The organism is Streptomyces sp. 351MFTsu5.1, from assembly GCF_000383655.1.
In the GTDB taxonomy this organism is placed as follows: domain Bacteria; phylum Actinomycetota; class Actinomycetes; order Streptomycetales; family Streptomycetaceae; genus Streptomyces; species Streptomyces griseorubiginosus.
The window spans coordinates 65,915-80,478 of record NZ_KB911795.1 but is presented as its reverse complement, the minus strand read 5'-3'; the positions used below and the strand labels follow the sequence as shown (position 1 = coordinate 80,478).

Genomic DNA, 14,564 nt, shown 5'->3' with positions numbered 1-14,564 from the left:
ACCATGAGCCAGCAACAGTTTCCGCCGCAGCAGCCCGGATGGGGTGGACCCCAACAGCCCTTCGGGCAAACGCCGTTCGCGCCACCGCCGCCCAAGAAGGGCGGGGCGGGAAAGGTCATCGGGCTGGGGTGTCTCGGGCTTGTCGGGTTGTTTGTTCTGATCGCTCTCGTCGGTGCCGTCGTGGGTGGTGGCTCCAGCTCCAACGGGTCCAAGAGCGCCGACGACAGCAAGGCCCGCCGCTCCACGTCGAAGGGTGACAATGCAGCCGACACCTCGGGAGGCAGTGACAAGAAGGCCGGAAAGAAGGTCGTCGTCTTCAAGGTGTGGGGCACTGCCCCCGCCGGTGCCCTCGGACCGCTCAACATCACCTACGGGTCCGACTCCGACAACCGCGACGGCACCTTCAAGGACGGTGAGTTCAAGGCCACCCTGCCCATCGACGAGGACGCCCTGTACTTCGACGTTACCGCGCAGCTTCAAGGGTCCGGGGACATCCACTGCTCCGTCACCGTCGGTGGGAAGACCGACAAGGGGCACGCGGCCGGTGACTACAACATCTGTAGTGCCCAGCTCAGTGCCGGTCTGCTGGGAGGGTGGAGCTGACGATGGACGAGGACGTCTCGCGACCTCCCGCGGCACCGCCGCCCGCCTTCCCGCCGCCCTGGCCTGCCGAGGCGCCACCCCTCCCGTCCAAGAAGCGTCGCGCCAACGCCGTCATCATCGGCTCGGCCGCCGCCGTGATCGCCGCGATCGTCACCACGGGCATCGTCGTCGTGGGAGCCACCCACGGGTCCACCGACGACGACGGCAAACCGTCCACCACCGCCGCCGCATCCAGCGTCACGGACGACGACCCTGTCGCCCCCTTCGCCGAACCGGACCCCGGACCGACGTACCCCCAAGTCGACGCCGACAGCTTCTCCATCGACCTGCGCACCACCCAGCGTCAGTGCTTCGGATCGGCCGGCTGCAATGTGACTGTCGAGCCGGAGCTCACCTACCTCGGCAGCAGCTCGGACCTCGACCCGGACGCCGTCTACGAGATCACCTACGAGATCCACGGTGACGAGTCCGGGCCGGTCATCCAGACCGCGGAGCTGACGAACCAGACCAGTCTGAGCTACAGACCGTCTCTCATCAGCACCGCTTCGGCGAGCACTGAGCTTTCGGCAGAGATCACTGACATCACGTCAGCGTGAGCTCCAAGACCGTCACCGACAGCGGTGGCAGAGTCGTCGTGAAGGTCGGCGCCGCTCCCGTCACCCCCCTACTCCTCGGCACCAGCGTCGTCGGCTCCGTCAACGTGTTCGTTGCCGTCCCCGACGGGCCCGTCAGGACCGTGGCCGTCGCTGACTTCTTGACCCCCCTCGCCAAACCCCTCAACTCGATCGGTACCTCCAGCTTCGCCGTCCCGTAGTTCACCGCCGCCAAATACACGTGCTTACCCGTGCGCGTCACCACCGTCGCCAAGCTCGGCAATGCCCGTGCCGTCGCCGGCAGGACCAGCTCGCCCAGCTTGCTTGTCAGCATTTGTTGGGCCCAATAGCTCGGCGACACGTAGCTCGTCAGGTTGTCGTAGGCGATCAGGTTCGTCGCCCAGACGTTGTTGTTGACGTTGGAGAAGAGCGGGGCGTAGCACTCCATCAGCACCTGGTCGGAGTTGCGGATCAGGCCCGCCAGCCAGGACGCGTCGCCCAGTGCCGCGTTCAAGTCCGGTGTGGGGCGGCCTTCTTGTGCCGCCCACTCGCCCACGAAGACCTTCGTCGACGACCGGTCCCTGTTGTCGTACTTGTGCGTGGCCGCCTGGGCCGCCGACGGGGCCAGGTAGTAGTGCTCGTCTATCAGGTCCGGCTCGCGGCTCGTCACCGTTGTCGTCGCTATCAGCTTCAGGTGCGGGTACTTCGCCTTGATCGCGTCGTAGAACGCGGTGAAGCGCGCGTCGTACGAGCCCGAGCCGTCGAACCAGTCCTCGTTGCCTATCTCCACGTACTCCAGCGGGAACGGCTTCGGGTGGCCGTCCGCCGCCCGGCGAGCGCCCCACGTGCTCGTCACCGGACCCGTCACGTACTCGATCTCGTCCAACGCGTCCTGGACGAAGGGCTGGAGGGCGTCGCCCGTGACGTGGTCGCCCCTCAGGGTGTAGCCCGCGAAGACCGCCAGGACCGGCTGGGCCTTCATGTCCTCCACCCACTCCAGGTACTCCAGCAGGCCCAGTCCGTCCGTCGACCAGTAGCCCCACGCGTCGTCCATGTGGCCGGGGCGTTCCCAGACCGGGCCGATCGTGTTCTTCCAGTTGAAGCGGGTCGCGATCGTGTTGCCCTCCAGGAAGTTGCCGCCCGGGAAGCGCAGGAACTTCGGCTTCAGGGCGATCAACTTGTCCATCAGGTCCACCCGGAGACCGTTCGGGCGGTTCTTGTGCGTGGGCGGGAAGAGGGAGACGTGCTGGAGCCACAGGGTCTCGCCGGACGCGGAAGGGTCGGACGTCGTCACCGTCAGGCGGGCGTCGCCCGTCACCGGGGCGCCCGCACCCGTTCGCAGGGTCAGTTCGTACGGGCGTTCCGGGAAGGTTGTGCCGACATGGGACACGCGGGCCGACGCGTATACCGTCCCCCCGTCCGCCGACTCGATCGACACCGTCAGCGGGCCCAGCCTGCGCGACGCCTTCGCGAACAGGCGGGCCGTGTACGTCGTTCTGGGGCGCACCGGGATGCCCCAGAAGCCGTCGTTCGAGACGCCCGCCCGGCTCCCGGCGCCCGTGCCGCTCGGCAGCGCCACCTTCAGCGAGCGGTTCAGCGCCTCGTTCAGCGGCGTCGAAGTGTCCAGGGAGAGGGTCGACCCACCCACCGCCGACCAGTGCACCGGTGACGTGTCGCTCGCCATCATCGAGCGGTTCTGGACCAGTTCGGCGTAGATGCCGCCCTCGCCCGAGTGGTTGATGTCCTCGAACATCAGGCCAGGGAGGATGGGGGAGACCGCGTGCGCGGGGGTCGACACGTCCACGCTCAGCAGGGGGGTCGTGGAGTCCACCGGGACGCCCGCCAGCGTCGCCACCTGGTCCGAGGTGAGGGCCGTGGGGAAGAGCTGTACGTCGTCGACCTGGCCGTGGAACTGGTCCACCTGGCCGCCGCCGTACAGGGCACGGCCGATCGCCGTGGCCCCCGTGCCGGCCCAGCCCGCCGCATACGCCGTCTCCCCTTCCAGTACGCCGTTCACGTACAGGCGGGTGACACCTGCCGAAGAATCGCTCACGCCGACCAGGTGGGTCCAGGTGCCCACCGTCGGGGCGGACGCGGCCGCCGCCACCGCCGCACCCTGCGTCGCGTCGGACGCCAGGCGGGCGAAGGCGAACGTGCCCGTGTCGTCGCGCAGGCCCAGGTAGAAGGCGCTGACCACTTTGCCGTCGATACTCACGGCCGTCTGGTAGCCGCCCAGTTGGGCCAGGTTGACCCACGCGGACACCGAGAACGCCGCCGAGGTGTCCACCACCGCGACGGGGGCCGTCGCGTTGCCGCCCGCCGCCAGGTTCAGGCTGTGGGCGCCCACCTTGCCGGTGCCCCAGCCCGCCGCGCCCTGGAGGGTCGCCGTGTGGGCGTTGCCGGACGTGTCGGCGGCCGTGGTGCCGGAGCCCTCGTCGAAGGTCCAGTGCGCCGAAGGGGTGGGGAGGGTGACGGGGGTGGCCGCGGCTGCGGGAGCGGCCACAGCTCCGGCCATCGTTCCGGCCAGGGACGCGACACCGATGGCGGTCAGGACGGTTCTGCGGGACGGCCCGGATTCTGAGGGCATGCGCGGCTCCTTTGTTCGTGACATCGAATGAGGGGTGAGGTGGGGTGAGGGGTTACGGCGCGATGTTCCACTGCTGGCACGTGTTGTCCAGCTGCTGCCACTGCCGTACGACCGTCCCGTTGGCCGTCCCGCAGTTCGTCACGTCCAGCGTCATACCGGTGTTGACGTTGGAGATCGTGTAGTGGCTGCCGACCCTCGTGACGTCCCACTGCTGGCAGGTGTTGCCGAGCGACGCCCACAACTGGACGGCCGTACCGTTGGACTGGCCGCAGTTCTTGTCGTCCAGGACCGTGCCGCTGTTGACGTTGGTGATGGTGTAGTGGCCGTTGCCCGCGCTCGCGAACTTCCACTGCTGGCAGGTGTTGCCGAGCGAGGCCCACAGGTCGACCGAAGTGCCGTTGCCCGTACCGCAGTTCACCGCGTCCAGCACCTTGCCGGAGTTGGTGTTGGTGAGGCGGTAGGCGGTGCCGGTGACCGGGAAGGCCGGGGTCGGGGTGGTGTAGCCGACCGATGTGATGTCGGCCTGTACGGCGTTGTCGGCGGCGTCCGTCGGGTAGCCCGCGGTCATCACGCCCTCGAAGAAGGAGCCGTCCGAGCCGTTGCTGTTGTCGCCGCCGGTGCCGAGGACGATGGCGCCCTCCTTGTGCATCGGGGCGTAACCGCTGGTCGTGGGGAGCGCCCCGTTGTAGAAGGTGTTCAACGACCCCGACTGCGCGTTGCCTCCCTTGATCGCGTACGTCGTCGTGCCGTTGTTCTTCTCCATCGCGGTGACGTACTCGCTGGAGATGCCCGTGTTGCCGGAGTAGGCGCCGTTCGCCCCGAAGAACAGGCCGTTCTCCAGGTCCGCTTCGACCCAGGGCCCGGAACCGGTGCACGAGAACCAGCACTCCGTACCGAAGTTGATCGCGTCCATGTGACCGTTGCCGGTGTCGTTGCCGGACGTCTCGGCGTTGCCGTAGTCGAAGCAGCAGCGGTTGTTCACGTGATGGCCGCTGGTCACCATGTACGCGCCCTCGGGGGAGCTGCCGGTCGCGATGCCCGTGGTGCCGTTGTCGCGGTAGCCGACGCCGGCCGACACGAAGACGCCGTACGCCGCGTGTCCGCCCACCGTGACCGGGAGGGCGTCGGCGATCGCGCCCACGTCCTGGCCGCCGTTGCCGCCGGGGCCCTCGATGGTCAGGTTGTTGTGGTTCGGGCTCTGGTCGTAGATCTCGGTGATCGTGCAGGTCGTGCCGGAGCAGAAGGAGTCCTGGGCCGCCGCGTTGGCGTACCCGCCCGTGCTGAGCACGCCGACGTTGGTGGTCGCGCCGTCCGAGGCGCGCTTCACCTGGTAGAGCGAGCCGCTGTACGAGGCGTAGAGCGCCCGGGTGGTGCTGTGGGCCGCGGCGCAGGGGGTCCCGGCCGAGGCGTAGATGTCACAGGGGAGGGACGAGGCGGCTGCTGCTGTGCCGGCCGTGCCCACCACTGCGGCCAGGATGCCGGCGAGGAGGGTGAGGGCCGCGCCCACCGTCAGCAGGAGTCCTCTCGGACGTCGGCGGGCTGTCGCTCGACCATTCACGGTGAACCTCTTCCGTCGTGCGTGCGTGCCATGGGTTCCGGGGACTGGGATGTGGGCGCTAACAATTCGAGGCCCCCATGAAGGGTCAGTCCATCCGGGCGCGGGGGAGGGTGGGGGAAAGGGGGCGAGGGAGAGCTGACCTGGGCACACGCCGTACCCGTGCGGTCGGCCAGGACCGGGCGTCCGCTCTCGCGGCTCCGTCTTTTTACGGCCGTATGAATACCGGGTCAACACGGTTGAACAGTCAAGAGTGCGGAAACAAAAGCTGTGCCGTCTGTTTACCCGGGTTCACAGACAAGCCGTCGGCGATCTTCAGGGCGTCAATAGCCCCTGGTCAGGATGGACTTGACGAATTCCGCACAGTCGGCGATTTCCGCCCTTACGGCCCCCGGATCGCCTTGACCCTCCAAGAATGTGTGCGCTAACAATTCGTCACGACGTAGCCGGCACGACGGTGTGTGAGGAGGCAGGACGTGGACACAGAGCGCGCACCGGTGATGGCCGACGTGGCCCGGATCGCGGGTGTCTCGCACCAGACCGTCTCCCGGGTCCTCAACGACCACCCGAACGTACGGGACCGCACCCGGGAGCGGGTCCTCGCCGCCGTACGCGAACTCGGCTACCGGCCCAACGCCGCCGCCCGCACCCTGGCGACCCGCCGCACCCGCACCCTGGGTGTCATCAGCTTCAACACCACGCTCTACGGCCCGGCCTGCATGCTCTACGGCATCGAGCAGGCCGCGAGGGAGTACGACTACTTCGTCACCGTGGCCGCGGTCGGCACCCTCGACCGGCGTTCCGTCCTCGACGCCGTCGACCGGCTGCGGAACCAGGGCGTCGCCGGGATCGTCGTCATCGCACCGCAGACCGCGGCGGTCGGGGCACTGGCCAACGTGCCGAAGGACGTGCCCCTCGTCGCGGTCGGCTGCGGAGCCCACACCGCGCTGGTCTCGGTCGCCGTGGACAACGAGGCCGGTGCCGAACTCGCCACCTCCTACCTCCTCGACCTCGGCCATCGCACCGTGCACCACCTGCTCGGACCGCGCACCTGGCTCGACGCCCAGGAACGCGAGGCCGGCTGGCGGGCCGCCCTGGAGAAGCGGGGCGCTCCGGTGCCCGAACCCCTGGCCGGTGCCGACTGGACGGCCCGTACCGGATACGAGCACGGTCGCAGGATCGCCGACGACCCCGAGGTCACCGCGGTGTTCTGCGCCAACGACCACATGGCCCTCGGGCTGCTGCGGGCCCTCCAGCAGGCCGGGCGCCGGGTGCCGGAGGACATCAGCGTCGTCGGTTTCGACGACATGGCGGAGACCGACTACTTCGGCCCCTCCCTGACCACCGTCCGCCAGGACTTCGACGAACTCGGCCGCCGTGCCCTGCACGCGCTCATCGAGATCGTCGGTGATCCGGACTCCGGGATCCCGGCGTCCGGCCGCAGACCTCACATCGTGATACCGCCCAGCCTTGTCGTGCGGGCCTCGGCGACCCGCCCACGACACCGAACAGAGAGCCCGACATGACAGACGTCAAGCAGTCATCGGTTCAGTAAGTCCCGCGCCTGCAAAGCCTGTTGCGAGCGCGCCCCTCACGAAGCGTGAAGCACGGAGCCTGAAGCTCGACCTCGGCCCCCACCGCGCCAAGCGGTCGGCGCCCCAACGGCCCTGACATCAAGTCAGGCACGCCTCCCCACCCACACCGGTCTCCCGACGCGGGCATGCCGTGCGTCAGGCTGCGCCCCGCCTCACCCATCCACCAAGTACCCGCCTCCAGAAAGGCGTTGATTCGTCATGCTCCGCACCAGAAGGTCCCGCACCCTGGCCACCGCGACCGCCGTGCTGCTCTCCCTCGCCGCCACCGGCTGCTCCAAGAGCGCGGGCGGTTCCGACACCGCCGGTTCAGGCAGCGGCACCAAGGCCGCCGCCCCGATCACCCTGGCCGGTTCGGTCACCTTCAACCAGGCCAACCTCGCCAAGCTCGACGCGGCGCTGAAGTCCGCACTGGCCGGCAAGGACCTGTCCAAGGTCGACATCGCGATGGTCGTGAACGTGGCCGCCGACTACTGGAAAGCGGGCCAGGTCGGCTTCCTCAAGGGCTGCTCCGACCTCGGGATCGCGAAGAGCAAGTGCACCTACTTCGCCCCGCCGAACGGCAAGCTCACCGAGCAGAACTCCGAGCTGGAGACGCTGCGTTCGCAGGGCGTCACCGGCTACTCGATCTCCGCGATCGACCCGACCTCGGCCGCCGGGACCATCCACACCGACGTCCAGAAGGGCATCAGCGTCCTCGCGATCGACTCCCCGCTGCCCGGCACCGACGCCGCCTCGCTCTACCTCGGCACCCCCAACTACACCGCCGGCTTCCAGGCGGGCACTGCGATGAAGCAGGTCCTCGGCGGCAAGGGCAAGGTGGCCATCCTGGTCGGCTCGCTCACCGCGTCCAACGCCACCCAGCGCATCGCCGGCTTCGAGGCCGCCCTCAAGGGCACGAAGATCACGGTCGCCCAGAAGGTCAACGACAACCTCCAGGCCAGCACGGCGACTTCGGACGCCGAGACCATCCTCGCCAACAACCCGGACGTCAACGGCCTCTACGGCGTCTACTCCTACGACGGTCCCGCGCTGGCCCAGGCCGTCACCTCGGCCGGCAAGACGGCCTCCGTGCACATCGTCTCCGACGACTCCGACGCCCAGACGCTCAAGTTCATCAAGTCCGGGGTGATCTCCGGGACCGTCGTCCAGATGCCGTACCAGCAGGGCTACACCGGCGCGTACATCCTGGCCGCGGAGAAGGTGCTGGGCAAGGACAAGACGATGGCGCTCGTCAAGCCCTATCTGGAGAAGGACGGTTCGACCCTCAGCTCCGGCGTCGGCCTGGTCACCAAGTCCGACCTCGGCGCCTATCAGTCCCTCGAGTCGCAGCTCGGGATCGGCTGAGCATGACGGCCACCGAAGAAACCCCGGACCGCGCGGTCACCGCGCGGCTGCGGGGCGTCCACAAGTCGTACGGCCCGGTGCGCGTCCTCGATCTGCCCGAACTCGACCTCTACGCCGGGCAGGTGATCGGCGTGGTCGGCGAGAACGGGGCCGGGAAGTCCACCCTCATGGGCACCCTGGCCGGCTCCGTGCACCGGGACGGCGGCGAGATCCTCGTCGACGGGGAGCCACTGGCCCCGGGGTCCACCGAGGCCGCGGGACAGCTCGGCATCGCCATGGTCTCCCAGGAGTTCCCGCTGGTCGGACAGCTCTCGGTGGCCGAGAACCTGCTCCTCGGCCGCCGCCCGCGCGAGTCGAAGCGACGGCTCCTGGTGGACCGTACGGCACAGCGGGCCGAGGCGGAGGCGATGCTCGCGGAGATCGGGCTGTCCGCGGAGACGATCCCGGTGCACCGGGAGGTCCGCACCCTTCCCGTGCCGACCCGGCAGATGATCGAGATCGCCAAGGCCTGGGGCCGCGAACCCAAGCTGCTGATCCTGGACGAGCCGACGTCCTCGCTGGGCCCGGTCGAGGCCGGCATGGTGCTGGGCCTGGCCCGCCAACTCGCGGACCGCGGCGGCACGGTGCTGTTCATCGGGCACCGGCTCGACGAGGTGCGGGAGATCAGCGACCGCGTCCTGGTGCTCCGCAACGGCAGACTCGTCGCCGACCTCGAACCGGCCGAGGCCACCGAGGAACGGCTGATCCGGGAGATGGTCGGCGGTGAGGTCGCCCAGGGCGAACCGAAGGCACCGCCCGCCACCAGCCCGGTCCTGCTCCGGGTCGAGGGCCTGACCGCGGACGGCCTCGGACCGGTCGACCTCGACGTGCGCGAGGGCGAGATCCTGGGCGTGGCCGGGCTGATGGGCTCCGGCCGCAGCCGCCTGGTCCACACCATCGCCGGCGCCCAGCCCGCCACCGGCGGCCGCATGCTGCTGGGCGGCGAGCCCTACCGGCCGCGCGGCGCCGGGGACGGGGTGGCGGCCGGGATCGCACTGATCCCCGAGGACCGCAAGGAACAGTCGCTCGTCCTGTTCGCGTCGATCCAGGCCAACGTCGTCGTCTCGGTGCTCAAGCGGATCAGCACCCGGGGCCTGCTCGGACCGGGCCGCGAACGCGCCGAGGCACGGAAGATCACCGAGAACGTCAACGTACGGATGCAGTCGGTGGAGCAGCCCATCGGCTCGCTGTCCGGCGGCAACCAGCAACGCGCCATCTTCGGCCGGGCGTTCGCCGCGGAACCGCGCCTGCTGCTCCTCGACGAGCCCACCCGCGGGGTGGACGTGGGAGCCAAGGCGGAGATCTACAAGCTCATCGACCAGGCCGCCGAGCAGGGCATGGGGATCGTGGTCGCCTCCTCCGAACTGGAGGAACTGCTGTGGATCTGCCACCGCATCGCGGTGATGAACCACGGCCGGGTGGTCGAGGTCATCGACCGGGCCGACGCCACCAAGGAACGGATCATGACGGCCGCGGCCGGAACCGCCTCTCTCGACAACCGTCACGTGACGAACGGAGCCACAGCATGAGCGCGCAGAGCACGCTCGCCCCGAACGAGGTCGCGCCGCCGCGCCGTTCGGCCGCGTCGACCCTCGCCCGCAGACTCGCCGCCTCGCCGGAGGCCGGCGTCATCATCGCCTGCGCGGTGGTGTTCGTGGCCATCGCCGCCAACGCCGAGACGTACACGGCGGTCGGCAACCTCCAGGTGATGGGCCGCGACCTGTCCCAGGTCGGCATCCTCGCGATCGGCGAGTCCCTGGTCATCCTCACCGGGGGCATCGACCTGTCGGTGGGCGCCCTCGCCGGTCTGGCCGGCATCCTGGCCGGCTGGATGAACGTCAACGAGGGCCTGCCGGCCCCCCTCGCCATCCTGCTCACCCTGATCATCACCGCGGGCGTCGGACTCTGGCACGGCGTCATGGTCACCCGCCTCAACGTGCCGCCCTTCGTGATCACCCTGGTCACCTACACCGTCGCCCAGGGCACCGCGCTCGCCATCACCAGCGGCTCGCCCATCAACAACCTCGACCCGCTGTTCAGCAACCTCAGCCAGTACTACATAGGCCAAGTCCCGGTCCCTGCGCTGTTCTTCGTCGGTGCAGCCGCCGTCGCCTGGTTCGTCCTGGAGCGCACCTACGTGGGCCGCCAGATCTACGCGGTCGGCGGCAACAAGGAGGCCGCCCGGCTCGCCGGCATCCCGACGGGCCACCGGATCACCTCCACCTACGTCGCCAGCTCCGCCCTCGCCGGTCTGGTCGGCGTCCTGGTGATCGGCCGTATGAACGTGGCCGACCCCTCGGTCGGCGCGGGCTGGGAACTGACCGCGATTGCCGCGGCGGTGGTCGGCGGGATGTCCCTGTCCGGCGGCGAGGGCCGTATCGCCGGCATCGCGGCGGGCGCCATCCTGCTGGAGTTCATCACCAACGGCCTGCTCGCACTCAAGGTCAGCCCCTACGACCAGCAGGTCGTCCAGGGAGCGGTCCTCGGCGTCGCGATCCTCCTGGACCGGGCCCGCGCACGGTACTTCGGCAAGAGCCGGAGTTAGGAGCCGGAGTCAGGAGCGGGGCGTAGGGACGCACCGGCCCGATCGAGCCATCGCGAGACGCTCCCGAAACCGGCGAGGCGGGTGAGGCCCTTACGATTTGCTCACCATGCTGCGGTTGAGAGTGCTCGGGTCCGTCGAGGCCGATGTGAACGGCGTGCGGGCAGGGCTGGGAGGACCACGACAGCGTGCCGTGCTCGCGCTGCTGCTCTGCGCACGCGGCAGGGTGCTGTCCGCGGACCGGATGATCGAGCAGGTGTGGGAGGGCAGGCCCCCGAAGCGTGCCCTCGCCTCCTTGCAGGCGTACGTGTCGAATCTGCGGCGGATCCTGGAACCGGGTCGGGCGCCCCGGGCCCGTGCCGAGGTCCTGGTCAGCGACGCGACCGGCTACGCCGTGCGGGTACCGGACGAGGCGGTGGACGCCTGGCGGTTCGAGAGCGCGGTGTGCCGGGCGCGCGAGACAACCTCCGCGCGTGAGACCCGGGAACTGATCGAGGAGGCGCTGGGCTGGTGGCGCGGACCTGCCTACGCGGAGGTCGCCGACGCCGAGTGGGCCCTCGCCGAGGTCGCGCGCCTCGACGAACTGCGCCTGAGCGCACAGGAGTTGCTGATCGACGCGCTGGTCCGTGACGGGCGGTGGAGCGAGGCGGTGGCGTCCGCCGAGGTGCTGACCCGGGAGTACCCGCTGCGCGAGGAGGGCTGGCGGCTGCTGGCCACGGCGCTGTGGGGCGCGGGGCGGCGGGGCGACGCGCTGGACGCGCTCCGGCGCAGTCGCCGCATACTGCACGAGGAACTCCGCCTGGCACCCGGACCCGCCCTGGCCGAACTGGAGCGGGCGATCCTCGGGCGGCCGGAGGACCATCCTCTCGGGCGGCCGGAGGGCCGTCGCCTCGGGCAGCGGGATGACCGTCCCCTCGGGCGGCGGGGGGACCGCCCGGCGCAGCGGACACCCCGGCCCGACGACCGGACGGCACGGCGGGACACGTCTCCGGCGCCGGTCCACGCGAGGAAACCGCCGGGGCCTGCGTCGGCGTGGAAGCAGCCGGGACCCGCCCCGGAGAGGAAGCAGCCCACCGGCGCGCCCGCCCCGGGCACGGACGGCACCCGCCACCCCTCCGGCCCGGCCCCTCGGGCGGCACGCGATGCCGACGCCCTGCCCGCCCCGTCCCTCACGGATCACCCGGCGCCCCGCGCCGACGAGCTCTTCGTGGGCCGGGACGACGAGCTGAGGACGATCGAACGCGCCGCCCGGGAAGGGCGCCTGACCGGAGGCGTCGTGCAGATCACGGGCGAGCCCGGCGTCGGCAAGACCCGGCTGCTCGGACGGGCGGTCCAGTGGCTGCGGAGCGAGGGATGGCAGGTCGTCGTGGGCCGCTGCCCCGAGTTCGACGGGGCCCCGCCCGCCTGGGCCTGGGTCGAGGCGCTGCGGGACCTGGCCCGGCGGGTGCCGCCGCACGACCCGGAGGCGGTGGCCGCGCTCGTCGGCGAGGGAGCGGACGGTCCGGGTGGCCCTGCCGACGCCGTGGCCGGACGGTTCTCGCTGCACCGGGCCGTGGCGGCCTGGACGGCACGGGCCGTCACCGAGGCGGGCCCCCTGGCCGTCGTCCTCGACGACCTCCACCGCGCCGACGCCGAGACCCTCGCCCTGCTGGAACACCTCACCGCGGCCGACGGGCCGCCCCTGCTGGTGCTCACGGCCCACCGCCCGACCGAGGCCGCCCGGCGGCTCACCGGCACACTCGCCCAGCTCGCCGCCCGGTCACCGCACCGCATCGCCCTCGGGGGCCTCGCCGACGACGACGTACGGGCCCTGGTGGCCGCCGTCTGCGCCGCACCCGTCGACCGGCACACACTCGCCGCGCTCACCGAGCGCACCGGCGGCAACCCCTTCTACGTCCGCGAAAGCGCCCGGCTGCTGGCCAGCGAGGGTTCCCTGGTGGCGCTGTCCGAGGTGCCGCAGGGCGTCCGGGACGTGCTGCGCCGGCGCCTGGCGCGCCTGCCCGCGTACGCCTTCGAGGTGCTGCGGCTGACCGCCGTGGTGGGCCGGGAGGCCGAGGTGGAGGTGCTGGTGCGCGCCTCCGAGGCCGGCGAGGAGGCCGTCCTGGAAGGACTGGAGGAAGCGGTCGCGGCCGGGCTGCTCGTCGAACCCGGGCCGGGCCGGGTCCGGTTCGCGCACGCGCTCGTCCGGGACACCCTCTACACCGATCTGACCCGGCTCCGGCGCGGACGCACCCACGCCCGGATCGCCGAGGCCCTGGGCGAGCTGCGCCCCGCCGGGTCCACCGCCCTCGCCCACCACTGCGCCCGCTCCGGTACGGCAGCCCTGGCCCCCCTCGCCGTCGAACACGGACTGCGCGCCGCCGAGTTGGCCGAGCGGCGCTACGCCCACGACGCCGCCGTACGGATGCTGGAGCAGGTCGTCGAGTCCTACGAGCGGATACCCGCACCCGGCGGCGACCGGGACGCCCGGCGGGTCGAGCTGCTCGGGAAACTGCTGCGGGCGCAGGTGCGGGCGGGCACCACCCTCGCCGCGCGGCGGACCAGGGGACAGGCGATCGAGATCGCCGAACAGGCCGGGCGGGAGGACCTGTTGACCGCAGCGCTCACCGGATGGCAGGTGCCCACCCCCTGGCAGACACGCCCCTACGGCTTCGTCGACCGGCCCCTCGTCACCGCCCTGGAGCGGCTCCTCGCCGCCGACCGCGCCGCCCCGGGCACCCGCTGCCTCCTCCTCGACACCCTCGTCGCCGAACTGGCCGGAGAGGACGACGCCAGGCGGGTGGTGACGGCCGCCCGGGAACTGGTCGCCGTGGCCCGGCGGTCCGACGACCCGGCGCTCCTTGCCCTGGCACTGGCCTCGGCGGCCAAATGCCGCTCCTACGAACGGGCCGTCGCCTTCCGGGCCCGCACCTCCGCCGAGCTGCGCCCCCTCGCCGAGCGGCTCGACCTGCCGGTCTACCGGTGGGTGTGCGAATTCATCGACGGCAGCGTCGCGGGCGCGCTGGGCGACCCCCACGCGCTGCGGCGGCACGCCGAGGCCGGCCTCGACCTCGCCCGCCGCTACCGGCTCGTCGAGCCGGAGGCCGTGCACCAGGCCAGCCTCGCCATGCTGGCGCACGTCCGCGGCGACTTCGACGAGGCCGTACGCGGCTACGACGAGGTCGGCGCCCTGATGCACCGGCACGGCATGATGCACGCCCAGAACTTCCACGAACTCGGCCTGATCACCGTGGGGTTGGGCAGGGGGCCCGGCCTGGAACCGGGCGCGGAGGCCGCGGAGCTGGCCCGCGAGCGCTACGAACGCAACGGACCCATCGACGGGGACACCTACGCGCTGGTGCTGGCCCGGCAGGGCCGGGTCGCCGAGGCCCGTGCGATCCGGCGAGCCCCCCTGCGCCACGACCACCACCACACCCGCAACACCGGCATCCGGGCGGAGCTGGCCGCGCTGCTCGGGCTGCGGGCCGAGGCACCCGAACTGATCCGCCAACTCCACCCCGTGCGCGACCAGTTGTCCGGCGCCGCCTACACCGTGTTCGCGATGCGCCCGGTGGCGCACTACCTCGGCCTGCTGCACCGGCTGACCGGCGACGAGGAGGCGGCCGTGCGCTCCTTCGAACGGGCGGAGACGGTCGCGCGGCGGTGGGGCGCGAAGCACTGGGCCGCCGCCGCGCGTGAGGAGCGGAACCGGTAGGACGGGAGCCTG

Annotated in this window: 9 protein-coding genes; 7 read left to right on the top strand and 2 right to left on the bottom strand. The window is 71.1% G+C overall.

The features are described from left to right. Positions 1–147 precede the first annotated feature (147 nt). Both H295_RS48185 and H295_RS0134925 read left to right on the top strand, forming a co-directional pair. Positions 148–603, top strand: a complete 456-nt coding sequence (locus H295_RS48185) for a hypothetical protein (protein ID WP_020140005.1) — start codon at positions 148–150, stop codon at positions 601–603. 2 nt (positions 604–605) lie between these two features. Continuing rightward, complete coding sequence (locus H295_RS0134925) at positions 606–1,199, top strand: hypothetical protein (RefSeq protein WP_020140004.1); 594 nt, start codon at positions 606–608, stop codon at positions 1,197–1,199. Here H295_RS0134925 and H295_RS0134920 read toward each other — a convergent pair. Together H295_RS0134920 and H295_RS0134915 are read right to left on the bottom strand one after the other, a co-directional pair. Then, positions 1,186–3,783, bottom strand: a complete 2,598-nt coding sequence (locus H295_RS0134920; RefSeq protein ID WP_020140003.1) for a LamG-like jellyroll fold domain-containing protein — start codon at positions 3,781–3,783, stop codon at positions 1,186–1,188. The genes H295_RS0134925 and H295_RS0134920 overlap by 14 nt on opposite strands. A gap of 52 nt (positions 3,784–3,835) precedes the next feature. Beyond that, positions 3,836–5,341: an arabinofuranosidase catalytic domain-containing protein gene (locus tag H295_RS0134915; protein WP_043218501.1), complete on the bottom strand. Its 1,506-nt coding sequence runs from the start codon at positions 5,339–5,341 to the stop codon at positions 3,836–3,838. Between the two features lie 497 nt (positions 5,342–5,838). On the opposite strand from H295_RS0134915, the gene H295_RS0134910 reads away from it, so the two are divergent. The 5 genes from H295_RS0134910 to H295_RS48490 all read left to right on the top strand — a co-directional run bounded on the left by H295_RS0134910 (position 5,839) and on the right by H295_RS48490 (position 14,552). Beyond that, entirely contained in the window at positions 5,839–6,864 is a 1,026-nt protein-coding gene (locus H295_RS0134910) for a substrate-binding domain-containing protein (RefSeq protein WP_020140001.1), read from the top strand. A gap of 267 nt (positions 6,865–7,131) precedes the next feature. Next, positions 7,132–8,277: a substrate-binding domain-containing protein gene (locus H295_RS0134905; protein ID WP_020140000.1), complete on the top strand. Its 1,146-nt coding sequence runs from the start codon at positions 7,132–7,134 to the stop codon at positions 8,275–8,277. Positions 8,278–8,279: 2 nt separating this feature from the next. Beyond that, positions 8,280–9,845: a sugar ABC transporter ATP-binding protein gene (locus H295_RS0134900; RefSeq protein WP_020139999.1), complete on the top strand. Its 1,566-nt coding sequence runs from the start codon at positions 8,280–8,282 to the stop codon at positions 9,843–9,845. After that, complete coding sequence (locus H295_RS0134895; RefSeq protein WP_020139998.1) at positions 9,842–10,861, top strand: ABC transporter permease; 1,020 nt, start codon at positions 9,842–9,844, stop codon at positions 10,859–10,861. The genes H295_RS0134900 and H295_RS0134895 overlap by 4 nt, the downstream gene beginning before the upstream one ends. A 106-nt stretch (positions 10,862–10,967) precedes the next feature. Next, positions 10,968–14,552: a BTAD domain-containing putative transcriptional regulator gene (locus H295_RS48490; RefSeq protein ID WP_199788658.1), complete on the top strand. Its 3,585-nt coding sequence runs from the start codon at positions 10,968–10,970 to the stop codon at positions 14,550–14,552. The last annotated feature ends 12 nt before the right edge of the window (positions 14,553–14,564 follow it).